This window comes from Massilia psychrophila (assembly GCF_002760665.1).
Taxonomy (GTDB): domain Bacteria; phylum Pseudomonadota; class Gammaproteobacteria; order Burkholderiales; family Burkholderiaceae_D; genus JAFCUW01.
This window is the reverse complement of record NZ_PDOB01000053.1, coordinates 1-22,398: the sequence shown is the minus strand read 5'-3', so window position 1 is coordinate 22,398 and position 22,398 is coordinate 1. Positions and strand designations below refer to the sequence as shown.

The 22,398-nt window shown below is 60.1% G+C and carries 23 protein-coding genes and 4 pseudogenes; 10 read left to right on the top strand and 17 right to left on the bottom strand.

Annotated features, from left to right (window positions below; translation table 11 throughout):
* Window positions 1–1,154, bottom strand: a pseudogene (locus CR103_RS20630) (hypothetical protein); the annotation flags it as partial.
* Window positions 1,155–1,333: 179 nt separating this feature from the next.
* On the opposite strand from CR103_RS20630, the gene CR103_RS20625 reads away from it, so the two are divergent.
* Window positions 1,334–1,909 (top strand): GNAT family N-acetyltransferase, encoded by a 576-nt coding sequence (locus CR103_RS20625; RefSeq protein WP_099917784.1) that lies wholly within the window; start codon window positions 1,334–1,336, stop codon window positions 1,907–1,909.
* A gap of 8 nt (window positions 1,910–1,917) precedes the next feature.
* Here CR103_RS20625 and CR103_RS20620 read toward each other — a convergent pair whose 3' ends face one another.
* From CR103_RS20620 to CR103_RS20610, 3 genes are all read right to left on the bottom strand, one after another.
* Window positions 1,918–2,277, bottom strand: coding sequence for a hypothetical protein (locus CR103_RS20620; protein WP_229443737.1), 360 nt, complete (start codon window positions 2,275–2,277; stop codon window positions 1,918–1,920).
* The gene (locus tag CR103_RS20615; RefSeq protein ID WP_099917783.1) at window positions 2,274–3,944 is read right to left on the bottom strand and encodes a MutS-related protein; all 1,671 of its coding nucleotides are present in this window, start codon (window positions 3,942–3,944) and stop codon (window positions 2,274–2,276) included. Before CR103_RS20615 ends, CR103_RS20620 begins: the two co-directional genes overlap by 4 nt.
* Before the next feature lie 126 nt (window positions 3,945–4,070).
* Window positions 4,071–5,219: a DUF3616 domain-containing protein gene (locus CR103_RS20610; protein WP_099917782.1), complete on the bottom strand. Its 1,149-nt coding sequence runs from the start codon at window positions 5,217–5,219 to the stop codon at window positions 4,071–4,073.
* A 355-nt stretch (window positions 5,220–5,574) separates the two neighbouring features.
* On the opposite strand from CR103_RS20610, the gene CR103_RS20605 reads away from it, so the two are divergent.
* A complete protein-coding gene (locus tag CR103_RS20605; protein WP_099917781.1) occupies window positions 5,575–5,952 on the top strand; it encodes a hypothetical protein in 378 nt (125 codons plus the stop codon).
* Window positions 5,953–5,962: 10 nt separating this feature from the next.
* Window positions 5,963–6,169, top strand: a complete 207-nt coding sequence (locus CR103_RS20600; protein WP_099917780.1) for a hypothetical protein — start codon at window positions 5,963–5,965, stop codon at window positions 6,167–6,169.
* A gap of 66 nt (window positions 6,170–6,235) precedes the next feature.
* Here the strand turns inward: CR103_RS20600 and CR103_RS20595 are convergent, their stop codons facing one another.
* Both CR103_RS20595 and CR103_RS22280 read right to left on the bottom strand, forming a co-directional pair.
* Complete coding sequence (locus tag CR103_RS20595; protein WP_229443735.1) at window positions 6,236–7,357, bottom strand: PQQ-dependent sugar dehydrogenase; 1,122 nt, start codon at window positions 7,355–7,357, stop codon at window positions 6,236–6,238.
* 194 nt (window positions 7,358–7,551) lie between these two features.
* Window positions 7,552–7,740, bottom strand: coding sequence for a hypothetical protein (locus CR103_RS22280; RefSeq protein ID WP_143752692.1), 189 nt, complete (start codon window positions 7,738–7,740; stop codon window positions 7,552–7,554).
* Window positions 7,741–7,761: 21 nt separating this feature from the next.
* Here CR103_RS22280 and CR103_RS20590 point away from each other — a divergent pair, with 21 nt between their 5' ends.
* Entirely contained in the window at window positions 7,762–8,286 is a 525-nt protein-coding gene (locus tag CR103_RS20590) for a M28 family peptidase (RefSeq protein ID WP_099917778.1), read from the top strand.
* A gap of 268 nt (window positions 8,287–8,554) precedes the next feature.
* On the opposite strand, the gene CR103_RS20585 is transcribed toward CR103_RS20590, so the two are convergent.
* The 4 genes from CR103_RS20585 to CR103_RS20570 are packed head-to-tail and all read right to left on the bottom strand — an operon-like array spanning window position 8,555 to window position 10,896.
* On the bottom strand, window positions 8,555–9,544 hold the full coding sequence (locus tag CR103_RS20585) for an NAD(P)/FAD-dependent oxidoreductase (RefSeq protein ID WP_099917777.1): 990 nt from the start codon (window positions 9,542–9,544) through the stop codon (window positions 8,555–8,557).
* Between the two features lie 30 nt (window positions 9,545–9,574).
* A complete protein-coding gene (locus CR103_RS20580; protein ID WP_099917776.1) occupies window positions 9,575–9,811 on the bottom strand; it encodes a TIGR02450 family Trp-rich protein in 237 nt (78 codons plus the stop codon).
* Complete coding sequence (folE, locus tag CR103_RS20575) at window positions 9,808–10,521, bottom strand: GTP cyclohydrolase I (protein ID WP_099917775.1); 714 nt, start codon at window positions 10,519–10,521, stop codon at window positions 9,808–9,810. The genes CR103_RS20580 and folE overlap by 4 nt, the downstream gene beginning before the upstream one ends.
* A gap of 27 nt (window positions 10,522–10,548) precedes the next feature.
* Window positions 10,549–10,896: a MerR family transcriptional regulator gene (locus CR103_RS20570; protein ID WP_099917774.1), complete on the bottom strand. Its 348-nt coding sequence runs from the start codon at window positions 10,894–10,896 to the stop codon at window positions 10,549–10,551.
* A gap of 140 nt (window positions 10,897–11,036) precedes the next feature.
* On the opposite strand from CR103_RS20570, the gene CR103_RS24225 reads away from it, so the two are divergent.
* On the top strand, window positions 11,037–11,264 hold the full coding sequence (locus tag CR103_RS24225; protein WP_370659474.1) for a hypothetical protein: 228 nt from the start codon (window positions 11,037–11,039) through the stop codon (window positions 11,262–11,264).
* A gap of 219 nt (window positions 11,265–11,483) precedes the next feature.
* Window positions 11,484–12,143: pseudogene (locus tag CR103_RS20560) on the top strand (YeeE/YedE thiosulfate transporter family protein); the annotation flags it as partial.
* 295 nt (window positions 12,144–12,438) lie between these two features.
* Here the strand turns inward: CR103_RS20560 and CR103_RS20555 are convergent.
* The 4 genes from CR103_RS20555 to CR103_RS20530 form a co-directional block, all read right to left on the bottom strand.
* Window positions 12,439–13,904, bottom strand: a protein-coding gene (locus CR103_RS20555; RefSeq protein ID WP_370659473.1) for an IS3 family transposase whose coding sequence is annotated in 2 segments (ribosomal slippage) — window positions 12,439–13,526 and window positions 13,526–13,904 — 1,467 coding nt in all. Because the reading frame shifts where the segments join, the coding sequence is not laid out codon by codon here.
* A 559-nt stretch (window positions 13,905–14,463) separates the two neighbouring features.
* Window positions 14,464–15,348: an oxidoreductase gene (locus CR103_RS20540; RefSeq protein ID WP_229443729.1), complete on the bottom strand. Its 885-nt coding sequence runs from the start codon at window positions 15,346–15,348 to the stop codon at window positions 14,464–14,466.
* Between the two features lie 34 nt (window positions 15,349–15,382).
* Entirely contained in the window at window positions 15,383–16,765 is a 1,383-nt protein-coding gene (locus CR103_RS20535; protein ID WP_099917786.1) for an NAD-dependent succinate-semialdehyde dehydrogenase, read from the bottom strand.
* A gap of 318 nt (window positions 16,766–17,083) precedes the next feature.
* Entirely contained in the window at window positions 17,084–17,386 is a 303-nt protein-coding gene (locus tag CR103_RS20530) for a hypothetical protein (RefSeq protein ID WP_143752691.1), read from the bottom strand.
* Window positions 17,387–17,399: 13 nt separating this feature from the next.
* Between CR103_RS20530 and CR103_RS20525 the strand changes: the two genes are divergently transcribed.
* The 3 genes from CR103_RS20525 to CR103_RS20520 all read left to right on the top strand — a co-directional run bounded on the left by CR103_RS20525 (window position 17,400) and on the right by CR103_RS20520 (window position 19,482).
* Window positions 17,400–18,470 carry a flavodoxin family protein gene (locus CR103_RS20525; RefSeq protein WP_099917770.1) on the top strand — a complete coding sequence of 357 codons (1,071 nt, stop codon included), beginning with the start codon at window positions 17,400–17,402 and terminating at the stop codon, window positions 18,468–18,470.
* A 464-nt stretch (window positions 18,471–18,934) separates the two neighbouring features.
* Window positions 18,935–19,090 carry a hypothetical protein gene (locus CR103_RS22920; RefSeq protein WP_180279479.1) on the top strand — a complete coding sequence of 52 codons (156 nt, stop codon included), beginning with the start codon at window positions 18,935–18,937 and terminating at the stop codon, window positions 19,088–19,090.
* A gap of 137 nt (window positions 19,091–19,227) precedes the next feature.
* The gene (locus CR103_RS20520; RefSeq protein WP_099917769.1) at window positions 19,228–19,482 is read left to right on the top strand and encodes a TIGR03643 family protein; all 255 of its coding nucleotides are present in this window, start codon (window positions 19,228–19,230) and stop codon (window positions 19,480–19,482) included.
* Window positions 19,483–19,614: 132 nt separating this feature from the next.
* Here the strand turns inward: CR103_RS20520 and CR103_RS20515 are convergent.
* Together CR103_RS20515 and CR103_RS20510 are read right to left on the bottom strand one after the other, a co-directional pair.
* Window positions 19,615–20,307 (bottom strand): annotated as a pseudogene (locus CR103_RS20515) (IS6 family transposase).
* Between the two features lie 580 nt (window positions 20,308–20,887).
* A complete protein-coding gene (locus tag CR103_RS20510) occupies window positions 20,888–21,301 on the bottom strand; it encodes a fasciclin domain-containing protein (RefSeq protein ID WP_099917785.1) in 414 nt (137 codons plus the stop codon).
* 220 nt (window positions 21,302–21,521) lie between these two features.
* Here CR103_RS20510 and CR103_RS20505 point away from each other — a divergent pair.
* A pseudogene (locus tag CR103_RS20505) lies at window positions 21,522–21,962 on the top strand (transposase); the annotation flags it as partial.
* Between the two features lie 129 nt (window positions 21,963–22,091).
* Here CR103_RS20505 and CR103_RS23065 read toward each other — a convergent pair.
* Window positions 22,092–22,398: hypothetical protein (locus CR103_RS23065; RefSeq protein ID WP_218968513.1), on the bottom strand; the 307-nt coding region annotated here is incomplete at its 5' end.

Genomic DNA, 22,398 nt, shown 5'->3' with positions numbered 1-22,398 from the left:
CCCGGAGTGCCGGCGCCGGCCGCCGCCGCGGCTGACCGTTCGCGTTCGCGCTGGCCGGCCGCGGCAGCTTCGGCGGCCTGCTCGGCCTGCTGACGTGCCGCCTGCTCGGCCTGCTGGCGCGCCGCTTGCTCGTCGGCCTTTTGCTTGAGCGCCAACTCCTCCGCCCTTTGCCGCAGCGCCAGTTCGTCGGTTTTCTGCTTCAGAGCAAGCTCGTCGATCTGCTGTTTTGCCGCCGCCCGGTCTGCCTGCTGCTGGGCCAACCGAGTGCGCGCCTGCTCATCGGCGCGCTGGCGGGCTTGCTCGATCTGCTGCTGTTCAATCTGCTGCTGTTCGACTCTCTGCTGTTCGACTCGCTGCTGTTCGACTAGCTTCTGTTCGATCTGCTGCTGCTCGACTTGCTGCCGGGCAGCGCGTTCGCTCACCTTCTGCTCCCGCTCCTGCTCCCGCTGCCGCAGCAGTTCTGCCTGACGCCGTCCCTGTTCCTCGGCCTGTCTACGGCTGTTTTCCTCGGCCCGCTGTTGTGCCAGCAGCCGCTCCTGCTGTTCCAGCCTGGCCTCGGCCTCGGCCTCCTTCGCCAGCGCTTGTTTTTGCTGCGCCTCGGCCTCCGGTTCCTGCGCGCTCTTCGGCTGCGCCGGCTCAAGATCGGCCGCTTTCTGCACCGGCTCATCCGGCTGCGGCAGCGGCACCACGAAACTGTCGTTCAGATTTTGGTCTTGCGCGATCACGCGGGTGGGCGGCGGTACCGGCGCGCGCTGCGGCAACGGCCTGACCTTGCGCGGCTTCACCGGTTTTGGCGCTTTGGCCGGTTTGGCCGCTTTGGCCCGCCCTGGCTTGGGTGCAACCGGCGGCGGATCGACCAGCCGCATGCCGCTCGCCACCGGCTTTGGATTTAGTGGCGGCAGCAAGGGCGCCAGGTTCTCCAGCGACGGCGCGGCAAGCGCCGGCAACGGTGGTGCCGGCGGCACCATCGCGATGCTGAGCGGCGGCGGCTTGAACGGCGACGGCAGCCCGACGCCGGGCACGCCGAATTGCAGCATCAACAGCAGCGCGTGAAAAACCAGTGACAGCAACAGGCCGCCGGCCAGGCGCCGGTTAGCGAGGTCGGGTGAGGCAGCGCGATTGGCCGAGACAGCAGAATATGGGGCAAAACTCATGCGGCAGGTGGGGCGCAGGCCCTCATCTGGTCGGGTAATCAGGATAGCCTGTTCTCGGCCGTAAAGCGAGAGACGATGCAGCGCGCACATCAAGCCAATGCCCGATACCAGGGCAAAGCAAAACTTGCTGATTCGACAAGCCATGCTAAGCTATTGTTTTCTGACAATACTGCGAACTCATGAGCCAAGCGCATCGGAATCTCACCGTTTCAATCCTGCCGGCAAGCGCGATGGCGAGCGAATTCACCGGCGCAGTCGGCGACCTCGCCGACCTCACCGCGCTGCTGCATGCATGCGTGCATGCCGGCGCCAGCGTCGGCTTCGTGCTGCCGTTCCCGGCCGCGGAAAGCGAATCGTTCTGGCGCAACAACGTCGGCCCGGCCGTGCTGGCCGGCACGCGCCGGCTGTTTGTCGCGCGCCTGCAGGGCCGCATCGTCGGGTCAGGCCAGCTCGATATCGATACGCCGCCCAACCAGCCGCACCGCGCCGAAGTGCGCAAGCTGCTGGTCCATCCCGATGTGCGCCGCCTGGGCATCGCGCGCCTGCTGATGGCCGAACTGGAACTTCACGCCGTCCAACTGGGGCGCACCCTGCTCACGCTCGACACCCGCAGCGGCGACAGCGCCGAGCCGCTGTACGCGTCGCTCGGCTATACAAAGGTCGGCGCGATCCCGGGATATTGCCGCGACACGGCCGACGCCAGCCGGCGCGATTCGACCATGATCATGTACAAGCACCTGGTGTCGCCGAGCTAACGAGCCAGTTACAGGCGGCGCACGGCGCGCCTGGCCCGGCCGGCGCGCGACGCCCGGACGCCGTCGACCCAGTCGCGTCCGCCGGCTTCGAGCGCCGCGTCGACGACTTCCTGCGGCAGGCTGTACACCGATGCCCACGCCGCCCGCCCGTCCGCCGTATTGGTGGGAAAATCGCTGCGCTCGATCGGCCAGCCGTACTTACGCATCAAGGCGCGCATGACGGTGTTGAGCGATATCTTGCGGTGCTCGAACAGGCTCTCGACGCCCGTCATGTCGTTCGACGACAGCAGGACCGCCAGGGTTTCGGCCCGCAGCGAACTGGACATCGTCGGGAAGCGGCCTGGTTTCGGTAATTCGTGTTTGCTCATGCAACGCCAATGGAAAGGTCGGGCTTGCCGCAGCGCCTACGCATTTCGTCTTCATGCATTGCGCCCAGCACCGCGCCGCCGCCGCCCGGCTGCGCCAGGTAGGCGCTCAACCAGTCGAACACCTTTGCCGCATTCGCTTCCACTTGCGGGCCGAAGCCGCGCCGGGCCAGCAAGGCGATGCCGTTGGTGTGGGCCAGTAATCCAGGCGCCAGGGTCAGCACCCCATCCTCGTCCAGCGCCACGCAAAACGGCGCCAGCCGATGTTCCAGCAGCGACGCCAGCACCAGGTTGTGCGACGACACGATCACCGTGTCGTTGCTTGCCAGCACATCGAGCACGGCGGCGGCGGCCGACACCGACTCGAGATGGTTGGTGCCGCGAAAAATTTCATCGATGATATACGTCGCCCGCTGCCCGCATTGCGTCATCGCCAGCAGTTCTTTGGCGCGCGCGAGCTCGGCGATGTACAGGCTCTCGCCACCCAGCAGCGAATCCTCGCTCTGCATGCTTGCAAGCACCGGCAGCATCGGCACGTTCGCCCGGCTGGCGTAACAAAAACCGAAAGCGCGCGCCACCACCAGGTTCAGGCCCACCGTGCGCAGCAAGGTGCTCTTGCCGATGCCGTTCTGGCCTGAAATGAAGCCACCCTTCCCCTGCAAGGCGATCGACAACGCGGCCGGCTGCGCCAGCAAGGGGTGGACCGCGCCGTCGAGTTCGATGACGCTGCTGTCGCTGCAGTGCGCCCAGCTGAAAGACGACGCCTCCAGCAGGTGCTGCGCCAGCGCGATGTCGGCCTCGAGATTGGCGCAGCGCAGGTAGCAGGCGCGCAGGAAATCGCGATGCAGTGCAACCCTGGCGACCGACTTGAAATAATGCTCGGCGTTCGCCAGCAGGAACCAGTCGAGATAGGCGCGCGAGCCGGGAATCACCTCCGGCAAGCGCGAGAGGCTGCGGTTGATCTTGCCGGACAGAGAGGCCGTGTCGGCGAATTCATCCAGCAAAAAATCAGGCGGCCCGGCCCCCAGCTCGCCCAGCAAGCTGCTGGTGCGCAGCATCATCTGCACCGACTTCATCGACCGGTCCCATGCCGCGATGCGATCGACATAGCGCATCTGGATCGATACCAGCTGGTACAGGAAATACCCTGCGCCAAGCCACGCCAGCGGCGTCAGCACCACCGCGGCGACGCAAGCGGCCAGCCCCGCGAACAGCAGCCACGTGCGGCCGGCCCAGTCCGGCACCGCCGGCAGGCTGTCTTCGAACAGCAAGCTGGCGATGTCGGTGTCGGCATGGCGCAGCGGGCGGCAGGCGCGGTGCAGTTGCTCCAACTGCGAAGGATCGGCCAACAGCGCGCGCACCCGTTCAGCGAGCCGTTGGCGCGCGGCGTCGCCGAGCCCATCGATCAGGCGATGGTGCAGCACCTGCTTGCCGAAGATGCTGGCCTGCCCCGTCAAGCGCGCAAAATACGCATCAAGCAGCAGGCCGGTCCAGGTTTGCGCATCGACCGATTGCGCCCCCGGGTCGCGGCGGATACGGTGCAGCTGGGCGATATCGCTGGCGGCGAACGGATAATCGACCGGGTCCGTCCCGGCGACGTCGAAGGTGGAGCGGAACTGTGCGCGCACCAACGCGGCGAGACCATCGGTTTTACGAAAATACGCGAACATGCAGCCTTTCTGGTGCGACGTTGTTGGGGCTGATGAATGACAGCCCGATTAGTATAATGGAAACATTAACCAGTGCATGAAAAAACCCGCATGGCGGGCTCTTCAAGCTCTGCTAGCGACCTTGGATTAGTCGCCCTTGCGCCTCTTGCGTCCCGGGAGAGGGAACACATCCGCCACAATGATGCTGTCGCCAATCTGTCGACTGGCCGAAGCGGCGTCATACACCACCATCAGTCCCTCCTCACTTGCTTGTTCGTCGGAGAACAGGGTCATGCCTTCGGGATGATCCACCCCATGACCATACGGCAGCGTCAGAACGCGTTCAAGCTGATCTGCGTGCATGACGGTTTCCTTCGCCGGCAGCGCCCCGCCCACCCAGCGATAAACGTACACGGGGCCGTCCAGATCCATGGTCGGTCCGGCAAGGATCAACAGATCCTTGCCCTGTACGCAAAGGTCGCGAATGCCCAGGCCGCCCAGGTCGAGAAAATGCTTGCGCAACATTTGCCCGTCGGTGTCGACGGCTGCCAGCTTCATCCATCCCGCTTCCTTGTCGTCGACCAGGGCGACCTCGATGATCGCCGCCCAGCCGCGCAGAACCGGGCCGCGCAGCCCCAGCAACAGGTGATTGCCGGCGACAGCAATGCCTTCGATGTCGAAACCATTGTCCTTTCCCGGGATCGCCAGAAAGGGGCCGAAATGCTTGTCCTCCTTAAGCAGCGCGGTAAGCTCATTGCCATCCTCATCACCGCGCAACATCGCTGCCGTGCACTGCTTGCCCTTGGGGCCGGTCTGCTTGAGCAGCACGTGCTCGCCATCTTGTTGCGTGACGGGGATGCGGGCCAGCAGGTAGCGGTTGCCTTGCGCGTCTACCGAGCACAAGCGTTTGTGGGCCTTCTTCACGCCGTCGTCCGGCTTGGGTTGCTTGCGCCGCAGGCTATGGGAGCCTGTCAGCCACAAATACTTGCCGTCGTAAGCCAGGCCTTCGATGTCGGCCTCGTTGATGTCGTCCAGCGTCTCGCCATGTGGCGGAAGTGGCAGCGGCAGGAAATCATGCAGCGCGAACTGCTTGTGGTCGCGCGTGAAGCTGCTCCTGCCGGTGCTATCCTTTTCCGACAGGGTCAGGCGTTCCAGGCTGACCGTCTCGTCGTTCGCCAGCCAGAGCGTGCGGCCCATGCGTAGCGCCACCGAGAGGCCGTCGCGCAACTCCTTGTCATAGGTCAGCTTGTCGTGTTCAGGATGAAATTCCAGCAAGACAATGTTAGTCGGATGCATGCGTTCCTCCTCGTAGTTGGCACTAGCAGGATACCGCTATTGCTGATCTCGTGCGAGTGGCGCAGGGTGTTGCCTGTTACGTCGAGCGACCTTCGTCGCCCTGCGCCAGTTCCAGGCCCTGTTCTCCCTTTTCCCGCAGCGCGTCCATCACCGCGCCGCCCGCATACGTGGCGAGCAAGATCCCATGACGCGCAGGCCTGCGCGCTGGCGAGCAGCTTGTCGAGCCGATCCATCGGCAGGCGGCGGTTCGGCAGGACGGGAGCACTAACAGCCCGCCATACATCGCAACCAGACTCTCAGCGCCATCGCTTGGTGATATGCTACTTCCCACATTGGAACTTAATCAGGATCAGTTATGGCGCTCGGTTGGCTCGCATTATTAAAAATTGTTCCGTGGACCGACGTGCTTGCCGCAGCACCCCAAGTGGCCGGGGGTGCGCGCAAGCTGTGGGATGCAGTAGCCAAGAAGTCTCCCGCGGAGACAGTACTTGCATCTGACGACGACGCCGGACCGGCGCAGATGGAGCAGCGAATCGATCGGAACGAAGCAGCATTGGCCGCCCTTCATGGCCAGATGCTTTCGGCCACCCAGATTATTACGACGCTCGCCGACCAGAACACGGTGCTGGTTGCAAAAATCGAAGACATTCGAATCCGCCTTCTTTGGGTAGGTACCGTAGCGGTCGCAGCAATCATCATCGCGGCCGGAAGCTTGATTATTGCGACGAGGTAAAGACACCACAATGAAAATTATCCTCGCGATAGTGCTGATCCTGGGGATAATCACTGTCCTGAACTCGGCGGTTCGGAAGTCGGACAAGCTCGATGCCCCGGCGAACAAAGCCGTTAGTGCCCTGGCCACCTGCGCGCGCTACTTCATCTATGGCGCCATGGCCTTCCTCGGGTTTGCGTTCGCAATGTACATTGGTCGTGACTTTTTTGGATTGTGACCTGGCAGAAGGCCGATGCGACGGTGACGCCGCTGCCAATCAAATGAGGGACACGTCCGGCCGCCCCTATTTCGGCACAATCCGCAGCAAGCGTCCGTTCTCCTCGTCGGTGAGCGCATACAAATAGCCATCCGGTCCCTGGCGCACGTCGCGCACGCGCGCGCCAATGTCGAGCCGGTCCTGGCCGACGACGTTGCCGTCCTTGTCGAGTGCGATGCGGCGGATGTCGGCGCTGGCCAGGTTGCCGCTGAACAGGCTGCCGCGCCATTGAGGGAACTGGCTGCCGCTGTACACCGCCAGGCCCGACGGCGCCGGCGACGGCACCCACGCCACCTTCGGCCCCGTCATGCCCGCCACGATTTTCTGCCCGATTGGAATAAAGGTACGGTAATCGGCGCCGTAACTTTGCAGCGGCCAACCGTAATTGCGGCCCGCTTCGATCAGGTTCAGCTCGTCGCCGCCGCGCGGCCCGTGCTCGGTGGCCCAGACCCGGTTCGACGCCGCATCGAACACCAGGCCCTGGATGTTGCGGTGGCCGTAGCTCCAGATTTCGGGCCGCGCACCCGGCCGGCTTGCCAGCGGGTTGCCCGGCGCCGGCTTGCCGTCGGCGGTCAGGCGCAGGATCGAACCATGGTCGGTGGCCAGGTTCTGGGCCTGCTCGCGCGCCAGCATGGCGCCGATGCGCTGGGGCGGATTGCCGCCGTCGCCAACGCTCATCAGCAGCGTACCGTCCGGCAGCCACGCCAGGCGCGAGCCGAAGTGCTCACCGCCGCTTTTGCCCGGCTCGACGCGAAACAGCGTCCGGATGCCGTGCACCCGCTTGCCGTCGAAAACGCCCTGGACCAAAATCGTGCGGTTGTCGCTCGTGGTGCCGGTCGACATCGTCATGTAGACACGCGGATTGGCCTTGTCGGCCGGGTGCAGCGCGATGTCGAGCAAGCCGCCCTGCCCGCTTGCAAAGACCGGCGCCAACCCTTCGAGCGGCACCGGTTCGAGCCGCTTGCCGTTGAGTATGTGCAATGTGCCGGCCTTGCCGGTGATGAGCGCTCGACCGTCGGGCAACCAGGCGATACCCCACGGTTGCGCAATGCCTTCGGCGACGGTCTCGGCGCGCCAGCCAACAGCTGCGGGCGGCGCGCCGGTCGGCTCGAGCTGGGCGAAGGCTTGGGCCGCGGACAGTGCCAGCATGAGGCCAGGCAGCAAAGGTTTGTGGCGACGATTTTTGGTCATCATTTCTCCCGGTAGCTCGATTTTCGCATTGAGGATCGTACAGGATCATGCGGGACGACAGGGCGCGGGGCGCGCAAGCGGCCTGCCATTGCGGGATCAGCCTGGAACAAGTTTCGATGGCGCCGCCGCTGTCACATGCAGGAGCGGTACAGCTATTTTTCCGGTCTTTTATTTTTACGCGGCGCCGCAACCGGTGGCAGGACCGCGTTGATCCACGCCGTCGTCAGCTGCCTGGCGCTTTTTACTGTTTCGCGCTTGACTGCCGCCGTTGCCTGAGCCCGCGCTGGCCCCGCGGCCCGATTGACAGCACTCATAAAAATACTCATAAAAGGGTTTTTCATGGCGGCTCCTGTACCTGATGAGTGGATGGATGGTTTTACTATACAGGCTCGGCTTTCGTCTGCCGTTCGATACCATCGGTAACGTTATCGAACCCATCGCGCAGGTTCACTGAATATGTCGCACCGCCCGACGGCTTCAAGAACGCGCCGCTGGTGTTTGTCGGTTATGGCGTCGCCGCGCCAGAACGTCAATGGGACGATTTCAAAGGGCTCGACCTGAAAGGCAAGCTCGCCGTCGTGCTGATCAACGATCCCGACTTCGAAACCGGCGAACGCAGCGAACGGCCGAAACAAACCGTGCGCTACACCGCCCACGGGGATCACCTGGGCATCGGCACGCCCGACGCCACCGGCGACACCATCTATAACGGCGCGGTGGACAATGGTACCGGGCTGGCAGCGGTGCTGGAATTGGCGCGCGCCTATGGCAAGCAGCCCGCGCCGAAGCGCAGCGTGGTATTTTTGGTCGTCACTGCCGAAGAAAAAGGCTTGCTTGGCTCCGAGTACTACGCCTTCAATTGCTGTACGCCGTCGGCCGCGGACTGACCGATGCCAACGCATGGCCGAACTGGTCGCAGGATTTGGAATTCCGGGCTGTGCGTGACCGGAGCGCGGCCAGGCGTAGATAGTTCGAAATAGTCCGAATTCTTAATCAGGATGAAATGTCCTATTTCGGTACGATTCGCAGCAGGCGTCCCTTGTCTTCGCCGGTGAACGCGCATATCGGCGTGGACGCGGCCTCGAGGGAATATCGGCAAAAACCTGGCCTGGCACGGCGCGATAAAACGCTCCAAACGCAAGGCGCTGCCGAGCATCAGGCACCGCAAATGCGCTGCGCCAGCGCGCGCCCGCTCAGCCAGGCTGCTTCGACAGTGCCGCCATTGAGCCAGTCCCCGCACAGACCCATAGCTTGCCCGCCATCCCAAATGCATACGTCGTCACGCGCCTGCGCCGCTTTGGCGTAGCGCCAACGGTGAGCGCTCCAGCGCTCGGGCGCAGGCCCTCCCAACTGTGCAAAGGCCGGCAGCAGCAGCGCGGCGATGCTTGCACCATCGAGTTCGATATGCGCCTCGCTCCATTCGGCGCTGGCGTGCAGCAGCCAGCTTTCGCTGCCGACGCGACCAGGCTTGGCGCTGTCGCGCGCAACCCAGCGCAACGCACCGCGGTTGACGAAGGCGGCGTCGAAGCCAAGTGCGAGCGGCGCCGGGTACTGCAACATCATGGCCCAGCAGCCTTCCATCGTCGCCCCGGCCGCCAGCGCCGCATGCCGTGGCGCCACGTCGCGCAACAGCCGCGCCGCCTGCGGCGCCGGTACCGCCAGCACCACCACGTCGAAGTGGCGCTCAAGCGGTTCCCCATCCTGAGCGTGCAGGCGCCAGCCGGATTTTTCGCGCCGCAGCGCGCTGATCGCCGAGTCCGCGTGCAGTTCCAGCGTCGATGCCAGCCATGTGGCCGGCGCTGTCATGCGCGGCGTGCCGACGAAGCGTTCGGTGGCGCTACAGCGGCTAACGGTGCCGTCGGCATCGAAGCGGCGCACTTCGGGGCGCCACTGCGCGGCCACACCGGCCTGCTCCCAGCGCGCCACCTCGGCACGAAAACCGGGGTCGCGCGCAGTGAAGTATTGGGCGCCGTGGTCGCATTGCCAGCCGTCGCCCTGCCGGGTGCTCATGCGCCCGGCAGGGCCGTGGCTCTTGTCGAACAGGGTCACCTGGCAGTGCGCATCCTGCAGCGCGGCGGCGCACGACAAGCCTGCAATGCCGGCGCCGATGATGGCGACCTGGGGCGATGTTGCTGAAATAATCATGGTGTTCCTGCGGTGGTTTTCTTGCGGCGCTCAGCGCCAGCCTTGCAGCCATTGACCGGCGTCGTTCAGTTCGCGCCACTGCAACGTGAAGCTGCGCCCTGTCAGCACTGCTTCCATCGTAATGGCGTCGACGCAGGTGCCCGGCGCCTCCGGTGTAATTAGGGCGGTAACGATAAAATGCTTTTCTCTGCTGACCGGGACAGCGGCCGTCCATTTGCTGCGCAGCAACTTGGCCGGTTGCAGTTGCAACGCCGTTCGCCCGCTCATTCGCGCCCGCGGATCAGCGACAAGAACTCACCCCGCAACGACGGATTGTCGCGGAACGAACCTCGCATCACACTATTGGTCATCCGGGCGTCGCTGTCCTTGACGCCGCGCCATTGCATGCAAAAGTGATCGGCCTGCATCAACACCGCCAGGCCGTCCGGCTGCATCTTCTGCTGCAGCAGGTCGGCCAGTTGCACCACCGCCTCTTCTTGAATTTGCGGACGGCTCATGATCCATTGCGCGAGGCGCGCATATTTGGATAAGCCGATCAGGTTCGAATGTTTGTTGGGCATGACGCCGACCCAGACCTTGCCAATGATCGGGCACAGATGGTGCGAACAGGCACTGCGCACGGTGATCGGGCCAACGATCATCATTTCGTCAAGGGCCGACGCATTCGGAAACTCGGTCACTGGCGGCATCACGGTGTAGCGGCCGCCGAATACCTCGTGGATGAACATTTTGGCGACGCGTCGGCCGGTATCTCGCGTATTGTGGTCGGCAGCGGTGTCGATGACCAGGCTTTCCAGCACGTGTTGCAGCTTGGCACCGACCTCATCGACCAATTCGTCGAGCTCACCTGGCTCGATGCACGCGGCGATATTATCGTTGGCAAAGAACCGCGTCCGGCGGGCGAGCAACCGGTCGCGAATGCGGTGCGAGACCGTGGCCTGCACAGGCTTGAAAATGGCAATAGTGTCGTCCGGCATGGCATTCCTTGTGGTTGGCAGCTTGCCTTACATCCCGGCAAACAAAGGGAGGCCGTCGGCCCGCGCAAGCCGCTCGAGCGCCTCGAGCGCCTCGAGCGCCTCGAGCGACATGCGGGCAGAGCCGGCGGCGTGGTTCAGTTTCGGATATTTCCATCGGCACCGCTCCAGTTGCTTCATCAGCCGCAACCGGCGCACCTGGGCGGCGAAATACAAGCGCTGCCCGAGCGCACTGCGGCCGGTGTCAGAGGTAGCGTAACGGCGCGCCCAAGCCCGCAGCGTTTCGATCGGCATATCAGCCAGCCTGGCGGCGGCGCCGCTGCGATAGTGCGCTGTCTGGCCGTCGGCAGCGTCACGGAAAAGTACTATTTGAACCATTGAATGAACCGATAATGAACCGTTAAATTCCAATTATAACGCGTTAACTAAGGAGATTTGATTGAAACCCAAACAATTTCGGTACAAATCCGGTTCATCCTGCCCTTGTAAAAGCGCCACGACAACGCGCTGCATTTTCCATGCCTTCCACCCGCGCCAGCGCGCCTGCATGCATCCGGACGGGAATAAAGCAAGCCGGCGCCGTCAAGCCGGTGACCAGTCCGATGCTCAACTTTAAATCGTTCCGCGCTGCTCGCTGCGTGTTCGCCGGCATCGAGCTCATGCACATGATCCGTAAAGGCCAGTTCACGAGCGATGGCGAAGCGAGCCGGCCAGATTTGTCGACGGCCGCAGCGACTCATCGTTGAACTTGCGTACTATTCGTCACATCGGCCTGCACTGACAATGCATGCCGGCCGTTGGCCGTGACAGTGCGCCCTGCCAGCGCCTCGCACGAGTCCACTGTCTGCAGAAAACAAAAAAATACGCCAGAATAAGATGCCGCCACACGCTGCCATCTTCTTATGTTCGATTTAGCTACTTCGCCTCTTCGTCGGCACGCTAATATCAACCCGCGACCGCTCGGCGTGTCGCTTTTTTTCATCGTGATGGGTGGTTGGTATCTCGCACAGAACGTCGGCGCGCGTCAGTGCGCGCTATACGTGGTCGGCGCGCTGCTCGGCGCCGCGCACATGCAGCCCGCGCATACCTCGCCTTGGCTGCATGGTCCGTGGCCGCTGGTCGCGGGCGCCATCGCGCTTGTCGTGCTCAACTTCGCCACGCTCGCACTGTCGGGGCGGCCGTGGGGCGTGACGTTCGCGTTCGCCCTGTGGGGCGCCAAGGCAGCGGCGCTGGTCGGAGTCGACACCGCAAGCTGGGCATACTGGTCTACCAAGGCGAACGCCGCCGCGCTCGCCGCGCCGGTTTCGCATGACGTGACTTCGGTGATGGACATCGGCATTGTGCTCGGCGCGATGCTGGCGGCGGCGCTTGCGGGCCGCTATGCGCCGGTGTGGCGCGTGCCACTGCGCTCGCTCGTCGCGGCGGTGGTCGGCGGCCTGCTGCTCGGCTACGGCGCGCGTCTGGCTTATGGCTGCAACATCGGCGCCTATTTCAGCGGCATCTTGTCAGGAAGCCTGCACGGCTGGCTTTGGCTGGTCGCCGCGTTCCTCGGCAACGTCGTCGGCACGCGGCTGCGTCCGCTGTTCGGCCTCGAAGTTGAACGCCTGAAGCCGGCAGCGTGCTGAGCGTGAATTGACCGGACTGTACCGAGATTTTTTCGAAGCATGACGAAGTCATTGAAGTATGGATTCGTCTCATCGCGCTTGCCTCGGGGAGGCGCGCCGCCGGCGTGTAGGGCTCGACATGCAATGGATAATAATGTTGTCGGATCGGTCTTTCGCAGCGAGGGCGACAACCAGCGCGACAGATAGGCGGCCGCGTACACCCAAATGAAGCGCAACGCGATCACCAAGGCGGTGAATAACGCGCCGTAAACTGCGAGCTCGGAACCTGTCAATGACATTTGGACACCAGGTCGATTTAATTTAGTGTCGATGTGTCGTTCTTGTCGTCGATCGTCCTTTTGGGTGGGTTGATCCAGGCGGCGATGGGCAGCTTGGGCGGTTGTGGGCATCGGCCCTTGAATCGATTAGGGTGCTCGGCAAAGGCGGCGACGAGCGTGTCGGCCCGCAATTCGAAGATCGCTTTTGCCAAGCCGTGGTGGACCGAGTGCGGCGTCATCAAGCCGATGCCGAAGTGGCGATGGCGTTCGTTGTACCAGCCAAAGAACTGCTGGCAGTGAGCCCGGGCGCCTTCGATACAGCCGAAGCGATCCGGAAATTCGGGGCGATACTTAAGCGTCTTGAAGTTCGATTCGGAGAACGGGTTGTCGTCCGAAATATATGGCCGGCTATGCGACTTCGCCACTTCAAGGTCGACCAACAACTGCGCCACGACCTTCGAACGCATGCTTGTTCCACGGTCAGCATGCAAAGTGAGCGTGCCCGGTTCAATGCCTTGTTTGCCGATGGTATCGGCAATCAATTGCTCTGCAAGTTCGGCCGTCTCGCGTGGCGCGATCATCCAGCCGACGACGTAGCGGCTGAAGATGTCGAGGATCACGTACAGGTGGAAATATGTCCACTTGAGCGGCCCGCGCAATTTGGTGATATCCCAGCTCCAGACTTCATTCGGTCCCGTAGCCAACAGCTCCGGTTTGCTATAGACCGGATGGGTCAGTTGGGCGCGGCGTTCACGAGATTGCCCATCGGTTTTCAGCAAGCGGTACATGGTGCGCACCGAACCGAGATAGATGCCTTCGTCGAGCAGCGTGGCGTAAATGGTGGCCGGCGCGCAGTCGGCGAATCGCGCACTACATAGCGTTGCCTGGAGCGCCGCACGTTCTACAGGGCTCTGTGCCAATGGCGGTGTCGGCCGTGGCGCAACAGCCCCGCCCGACGTACCCAGGTGGCGCTGGCGCTCGTCGGCACGGTACACGGAACTGCGTGGCACACGCAAAGCTTTGCAGGCCCGCACCATGCCCACGTCTGGCGCCAGGCAATTGACCGCATCCATCAGGATTTCCTTACCTGCGGTTCGTCCTTGAGCAGCCCCAGCAGCGTAGAAACTTTTTTTTGGACATCGATAATCAAATTGGACTTGGTCAACTCAACGCGCAAACGGGCGCACTCTTGTTCGAGCAATTCATAGCGCCGTGTTTCGGCCAGCATTGGATCTGCCTTTACCCCGCGCTTTTTCGGCGTCAGGGCCGCACGCTCCGCTTCGGCGCGCTGCTTGCGCCAGGCTGCCAGATGGGAGGAGTAAATGCCTTCCTTGCGCAGCAGCGCGCCGATCTCTCCAGGCAGCTTGCATTGATCGGCAACTGCGAGGATGCGCTGCCTCTCGCCGGCCGGAAATTGGCAGCGGCGTGCGACAGCGGCCACCTCCGGACCGGGCGCCGCGATTGGCGACGCCTCGTTTCCGGACGCCCTGCGGGCGCCCTCCAACAAGGCGTCGCCAATCGCAAAAGCTGCATGCTCGCTCATATGATCCTTCGATTGATTTTTCATGATCCATCCCTACCGTTGTACTCTAATTAGACTGGGGTAGGTGTCTCATGTCATATTGGCACAGGGGGCGTGCGGACCGAGTTCGGCCAAAATGTCAGCGAAGCGATGCGAAAGCGCCGCGAGCAGCTCGACGCGCTTAGCGCAGAGGACGTGGCCCAGGCCTTGGTGTATGCGTTCGCACGGCCGGCCAACGTGTTGGTGGAAGAAATCCTGTTACGGCCTGTGCTTCAGGTCGCGCCTTAAAGCAGACGTTGCGCTGGTTTTGTGGGTAAGGCCTTGCCCGTCATGTAAAGCGCTTCCCTGACCCGCCCGGATAACTTTTTTTGCGCCTTCAGTGCCTTGTCGGACCGGCGCTGCGCATGGGCCCTGCGGCGTGGTTCAATTGAAGGCCACCTTGTCGGCGCCGCTCCTGTCCATTGCGACCGGCCAACGCGCCGAAATGCGGAATTCTGTTGAGCCCAGCCGCACTGATCCAGGCATTGCTTTTTTTGCTGACTCAAGCCCCCTCTTCTTGCTCTTCCTTCGGAAAATCTGCGCCCCGGGACACTGCTTCCCACGCAGAAAACTCGCGGCGCAAATCTTCGATTTTTGCCATGGCGGCTTCGTAAGCATTGTTGCCAAGCAGAAGACGGTGCGGCGGGTTCGGGGACTCGATGGCTTTTACGATTGCGTGTGCAGCGCGAACCGGGTCACCCGGTTGCTTGCCGGAGGTGGTGCGTGATTGACTGCGCCGCGCCCCCGCTGTGGAAGCGTAGTCGTCGATTTGTCGCTTGCTTTCGTTTGCCGAACGCCCCGCCCAATCGGTGCGAAAGCCACTCGGCTCGACGAGCATCACCTTAATGCCCAGTGGTTCCACCTCCTGCCAGAGCGCTTCGGACAAACCTTCGACCGCATACTTCGTTGCGTGGTAGTAGCCAGTTACCGGGAATGAAACAAGCCCGCCGACGGAGGAGAGATTGACGATAAATCCTGTGCGACGTTTGCGCATTCCAGGCAGTGCCGCATGAATCATCCGGCTCAGGCCGAACACGTTGATCTCGAACATTCGGCGCACTTGATCTTCTTCACTCTCTTCAACGGCCGCGAAATAGCCGATGCCCGCGTTATTCACAAGTACATCGATGCGACCGAATTTATCCTCGGCCGCCTTGATCGCCGCGTCGATCTGGCCCTGATCCGTGACGTCGAGTTTAAGCACCAGCGCCTCTCCCTTGGCGGTCAGATCATTCACCTCATCGGGATTGCGCGCGGTCACAACCGTACGGTAGCCACTCTCGAGCAGATGGATGGCCAGCTCGCGACCGAAACCGGTTGAGCAGCCTGTAATGAACCAAACGGGCTTTTCATTGGCCACAGATTTACTATTTGTCGCGGCCATCATCGTATCTCCTTTGATGTGATCACAAAGATTGCCGTTATGCCGGCGCTTCGGCCGAATCGACACGAACCAGCTTCTTGTTCACGAACTCCTGGATGCCCATGCTGGAAAGTTCGCGTCCGTAACCAGAGTCCTTGATGCCGCCAAACGGCAAGTCCGGCGCCGTCAAGGTTGGTTGGTTGATGTACATCATGCCAGTGTCGATGCGGCTCGCTATGCGCTTGCCGCGAGCAATGTCTTTGGTGAAGACCGAGCCCCCCAAGCCGAATGCAGAGTCATTTGCAAGCGCCACTGCTTCGTCCTCGTTTTTGACTCGAAAGAAAAGCGCGACCGGGCCGAAAAATTCTTCCCTGAAAGCGCAATTGCCGGGCTCGATATCCGTCAGGATCGTCGGTTGCATGAAAAACCCCGGTCGATTAATCTGCTTGCCACCCATCACCAAGGTAGCGCCATCGGCGAGTGCGCGTTCCACTTGACCCAGCAATTGCACCAGGGCCGCCTCCGTAGACAAGGGTCCCAGCTTCGTGGAACTGTCCATTGGGTCCCCTGGCTTGAGCGCCGCCAGCGCTGCCTGAAATTTGTCAAGAAAGCTGTCAGCCAGCTCTTCGACAACGATGAAGCGCTTCGCTGCGACGCAGGACTGGCCCATGTTGGTCATCTTGGCCCAGACCGCCCACTTGACCGCCATGCCGAGGTCGGCATCATCGAGCACAATGAACGGGTCGCTGCCGCCAAGCTCCATCGTCGTCTTCTTGAGGTTTTGTCCCGCTCTGCCGGCAACCTGCTTGCCTGCTCCCGCGCTGCCGGTCAGTGCCACGCCCCTGGTCCTGGGATCGTCGATCACGCGGTTCGCTTGGTCATATGAGATAAGCAAGTTGGTGTAAGCACCCGCCGGCGCACCCGCTTCCAGCCACAGCTGCTCAAAGGCGATGGCGCACTGCGGCACGGACCCAGAGTGCTTCACCATCACGACGTTGCCTGCCATCAGGTTAGGCGCAGCAAAGCGGGCGAGCTGGTAGTAAGGAAAGTTCCAAGGCTGAACCCCGAAGAGAACGCCGAACGGCGTGCTTTCGATTTGTGCTTCACCCGAGCTTGTATCAAGATGTTGCGGGGAAAGGAACGCCTCGGCATTTTTGGCATAGTAGTCGATAATGTCCGCACTGAGTGCCACTTCGGACCGGGCCTCGCCGATGAGCTTACCCATTTCGAGCGTCACCGGGCGAGCAAACTCGTCGATACGCGCGCGCATGATGGCGGCTGCCTTTGTCGCTATGGTTGCCCGTTCGGCGAAGGTGGCGTGCCGCCAAGTCTCAAAACAATTCGATGCGGTGTCAAACGCCGTCTCGAGCTGCTTGTCAGTAAATTCTTCGAAATTTTTCAGAATCTCCCCGTTATAGGGGTTAATGCTTTGGTAAGCCATAGTTTCGTCCATTTTCAATGTAGGAAGAGGAGTCAATCATAGTAGCCAGAGGGTTGATTACGCACTCGACGAATTTTGACGAAAAATTTTAAACTAAGTTCTGCAATCTGCGAAAATATAGTGTATTGCTGGCAACTTCAATGGTGCCGCGGCGCGCGCACGACGCCACGTTGCGGTCATCGCCTTCCACCGCCTTGTCCAGTGGCAATTCATGCGAGATGAGGAACGACGGCTTTGCTTTTCCTGCGCCAATTAACTTACACCGTTTGCGATTGTAAGCTTTCACGTTAGCCTGGCCGGCGCCTATATGTTGGCCTTTTATCCAAAATTGGCCAACATCGACAGCGATCTGGCCTTGCTGTGCAAGCTTATCTTGGGCGCCCGGATCTTGCGGGATGAAACGGTCTCGACCAAATTATTCATCGCCAGGTTCGGTGTCTCATGGCGGTTGTGGTCGCAACCTTGACAACCGACGCATTCGCAGCCGCGGTCAGCGCCCAGCAACATCTGCGCTGCACCGTACGATAACGCACCGACCATTCGCGATCCGTATGCAATCGTCAGTTGCACCCGTCGCACCCATCGCTCGCGCGGATGAGAAACGCGGGTCAATCCGGTCATTAAGGAGGCGTTCATGACACAAATACGCAAGGGCCAAGCCCCAGCGCCGTTGGAACGTAATGAGTTTCATCTGCAATTTTTCCGATCCTTCGTCGATCCGACGTTTGATGCGGTCAAGGATGCGCTATCCAAAGTCGAGGAAGTGGCGTGGAGCAACTACAGTAAAGGACGCAAGACGCCTGTTACAGAAAAGGCCGGCAACGAGTTTGTCGATCCAAATTACGATCTGTCGGTGGAATGGAAAGCAACGCGCGACCGCCTATTGGCCGCTGAGAAGACGCAGAAAGACCCCGCAACCAAATCGCGCGTTCTACTCATTTGTGGCGCGGCGCGCAATGACGGAAGCTGCCCAGGCGAAATTTCGAAATCGTTCAGGATGACGCTGTGGGCACGCGAAATTCTCGAAGCTGGCGGTATCGAGGTCGATCTGCTTGATTTGAGCTTGCTCATCTCCGGTTATGACCAACATATTTATCCCTGCAAAGCTTGCGTCTCAACGGCAATGCCCTTGTGTCACTGGCCTTGCAGTTGCTATCCCAATCACGGCCAGCGCCAGACCAACGACTGGATGGCCGAAATTTACGAAAAGTGGACTGCGGCGCACGCGGTTATTATCTGTACGCCGGTGTATTGGTATCAGACGCCGAGCGTATTGAAATTGATGATAGACCGTCTGGTCTGCGCTGACGGCGGCAATCCCGACCCGACTACCACGGCCGGCAAGAACGTGGAATTGGCCAAGGAAGTGGAGTTGCGCGGCTGGAGCTATCCCAAGCACCTTGCCGGGCGGGCGTATGGCCTAGTGGTGCACGGCGACGTTGCCGGCATCGAAGGCGTGCGCCGCGGTCTGTCTGATTGGCTCGACTGGATGGGCCTGATCGACGCCGGCCCGAAATCGCGGCTGGACCGTTTTATCGGCTATTACGAGTCATATGCCGAAAGCCACGAGGCACTCGACCGAGATACCGCGGTGCAAGAAGAAGTCCGCAATGTCGCTCGAGCTGTGTCCCATGCCGTAGAAAAATTGCGGAGCGGAAACTTGTCTAACCCGGACGAAGATTTAAATTCCCCTCGACCGAAATGAATCAGGTAGATAATCCAGGGTACTGTCAACTTGCTGAACCGGGGAAGCGAGTTGTAAAACCCAGGGAGAAATTGCCTCCGGGCGGGCAACAAAAGGCCGCGGATTACCCGTTCCTTGCCACATCGGCGACCTCATTCCTGACAGAAAAAGCCTGAGTGCGGACGTGCCGATACTGCTCAGCTGACAGGCGGTTGCGCCGACACCGGAAGACACTGTCGATCGGGCCGTACGCCGACAGAAAACGCTGTACTTGGCCGGGTGATTTGACGCGGCGCATCTGTCGTTACCTGTGCCCCTCAGCTTGGAAGGCCGACTAAGAAACCGAGATCCATGCGGGTTTCAAGGCATTTATAGTTCCGCACAAAATCGTTTTCCGTCCTTCCGCGACGCCCGGGGAATCGAGATTTCCCGCGATTTTTGCGGAACGGTGACTATGTCAAACAGAGTAGCAACTGCAGGCCGGCGTGCACCACTACCTGAGCTGGACGATCTGCATTGAACTCGAAGCTGCCGTTGGCCGAGCTGGCTGGCGCGCCAGAAGCAATTCTTTCGACCAGCGCCGCAAGATCCTGGCTATGGCAGCCAAAATGCACATTTATTTACGTGTTTTGCGCAGCTGATGGGGTCGGTGGCCGATGGTGACGATGGTGCCAGCGCCATCGCAGTTAGCCCATGGACGACGGTGGACGCCGGTCGAAGCGACGACGCGCTTGTGTCATCAATATGTCCTATCATGCTTGGACAAAAAAGGAACATTATGCAAAAGCGTGCTTTAAGCGACCAGGAAACCGATCGTATTGTTGAAATGGCGTGGGAGGACCGCACCACCTTCGATGCCATTGAGATGCAATTTGGCTTGAACCAGCAAGCGGTGATCGAACTGATGCGCACGGAAATGAAAGCATCAAGCTTTCGCATGTGGCGCAAGCGCACGCATGGCAGAAGCAGCAAACATGCCGCCCTCAGAAGTGACGACATTACCCGTTTCAAATGCTCCAGCCGGCGCCAATAACGCACGTTCACCAGAACATGCTTTCCCGGTGATTCTCGGTTGTCAGCGCACGGTGTCGCGCACCGCAGCGCGCCCGGTTTTGTCGCGTTGTTCGGCAAAAGGCGGAATTTTCTAGGACCGCTACTGTGCCTTTCAAACTGGATGAACTTGTGCTGCCAACGCATAAAATTGGTCGGCGAATGATATTTCATTGGCGCTATTGGTAGCGAACTGGCCCTTGCGGATCATGTGCATGAGCTCGATGCCGGCAAGCACGCAGCCGGCAGAGCGGAACGATTTGAAGTTGAGCATCGGCCTGGTTAGCCGCTTGATGGCGCGACGGTCTTGCTCGACAACGTTGTTGAGGTATTTGACCTGGTGCATCACGATCGGCACGTCGCGGCCGGCGTCGATCGCGTCGATGGCCGCCTTGTTGGCGCCGCTCTTGTCCATCGCGATCTTCTTGGGCTCGCCGTTCATCTGCATGGCCTTGTCGAAGAAGCGCTTTGCCGCAGCCATGTCGCGCTTTGCGGTCAACAAAAAGTCGACGGTTTTTCCTTGCCTATCGACAGCGCGGTAGAGGTATTTCCAGATGCCCTTGACCTTGATGTAGGTTTCATCCATGCGCCAGCTGGTGCCAACCGGGCGCTTGTGTTTGCGGGCCTTCTTCTCGACAAGCGGCAAGAAGCGGATTGCCCAACGGTTGATCGACGAATGGTCGACCGACACACCGCGCTCTTGCATCATCTCTTCGAGGTGCCGGTAGCTCAACGGGCAAGCCACGTATCAGCGGATGCAAACCGGGATCACGTCGATCGGGAAGCGCATCCCTTTGAAGTTGAGCATCTCGATTCGTCCAATATCCGGGTGTCATAGTCTACCTGATCAGCCGCCATGGTCTGGCTAACGCGATAGAACCCTTTTGCAGACCATCCTTAATTTGGGTGGATTGGGGCGCGATTGTCAGACAGCGTCGCAATCCTTGGTCTATCCGGTGTACATCATCGAATAGAAGAGGAAGATAAATGCCCGTGCTGGTATGTGTTTGGGTTCCATCGCCTTAAGCAAAAATTCCCGAAACTGGCAACATAGACAGTGTTGTTTCAGAAAATCAATCAGCACATTGTGTGCTGTGAGCACCAAAAACATTAATGCGACAGAACCCGGCGAATTGTCTATTTAATCGACTACTGAAAACTCTAGTATTAATCAGGTGGTTAATCTTTGCTTACCTAATAAATAGCAGACTTGCTGGGTGCCAGAACCCGATTACGATACGCTCCAGATTGGCAGTACCATGATTAACTACGGACGCACCAAATATGCAAATTACAGTTATTCCGGCTTAACGTTCGACGATCCGGCATATTACAAAACTAGTGAAGGTCTAATTTCCCCTAGGTTTGGGCCGTTCCGCTTTATTGTATTAGGCAGGTGGCAAAAGTACGGCGTCGACAACGTGGATTACGCCGTTGCTGCAGGCGATGTCGGTCTTGGTGACGTGCACGTTGCCATTGAGTGTTACACCACCGTGGGTGGCTATTTTCAAATCGGCACCGTTGACCGTCTTCGCTGTTTTGCCGTCTAACGTCATCACGTCGGCGGCCATGACCTTGCCACTTACCACGTGATAGGTGAGAATGGCTTTCAGCTTGGGCACGTCCTTGAGAAGTGCGTCTACGGTGCCAGCCGGCAGTTTTGCGAAGGCTTCGTCGGTCGGTGCGAACACCGTAAAAGGACCGGCGCCGTTAAGCGTGTCCACCAAGCCGGCGGCCGTCAAAGCAGCAGCCAAAGTTTTGAATGTACCGGCCGCAACAGCCGTATCGATAATAGTATGCATGACAATTTCCTGATAATTCGGGCCGCCCAACGGGAGTGCTGAGTGTTATCCGAAGCAGGTGAAAAACGCCCGCCTTTGGATTATAGACGCTTTGGGATTAATCGATTTTCGATAGCCATTATTGCCAAAAGTTAATATTAACAGACTGCTGAAATACCTCCGCCTATGTCAGCGTATCGCGTTGCTGAAATGTTATAGATAATTCTGCAAAAGAAATACCATGCGCGGTGCCGACATTTTCACTGAACAGTTGTTTTCGATTCAACGCTTGGAAGATTTGGTGCCTGCCGATCATCCGCTGCGACCAATTCGTGCCATTGTCAACGCGGCGCTGGTGAAGATGAATGCGCTGCTGGCCGGCATGTACGAAGCTGACATCAAGGGCGAACGACCCAGCGTCGCGCCGGAGAAGCTTTTGCGAGCGATGCTGTTGCAGGTATTTTTTAGTGTTCGCTCAGAGCGGCAGCTGATGGAGCAGATCCGCTACAACATGTTTCGCTGGTTTATCGGACTGGCGATCGACGACGCGGTACGGGTGCCGACGGTGTTCTCGAAGAATCGGGAACGGCTCATCGCACATGACGCGGTCATCGAATTATTCAATCTGGTATTGGCTGGAGCTGAGCAGCGCAACTTGCTGTCGGGCGAACACATCAGCGTCGTTGTCATACGTTTGGAAACAAGCTTGGACAGAATTTGGAAAATAATGCGATTCCTCCTTAGATTTAGCGAGGAAAATCAGTATAACTCATTGATTTTATTGGTCTGCCCAACAGGGATCGAACCTTTATCACAGGCAAAAGTCGTCAAAATCTGAGTGTGAGTGAGTGAATGCCATATCCCGTATGGCATCGCTCGACAAACTTAAATACGCATCCAGATGCACATTACTGATATGGGTTCGCCGCGAGACGCATTGGCCATGGCTGGCGAGATTGCCATGCTTCTTCCACCCGGCGTAATGGCGTAGTGGGTATTCCGGACCAACGTGACCAGTGATTCCGGCATCGTGACCAGTCATTCCATTTGAACGTGACCGCTCATTCCGGGCGAACGTGACCGATTTCGGGGCTTTTCCGGAATCAGCGGTCACGATG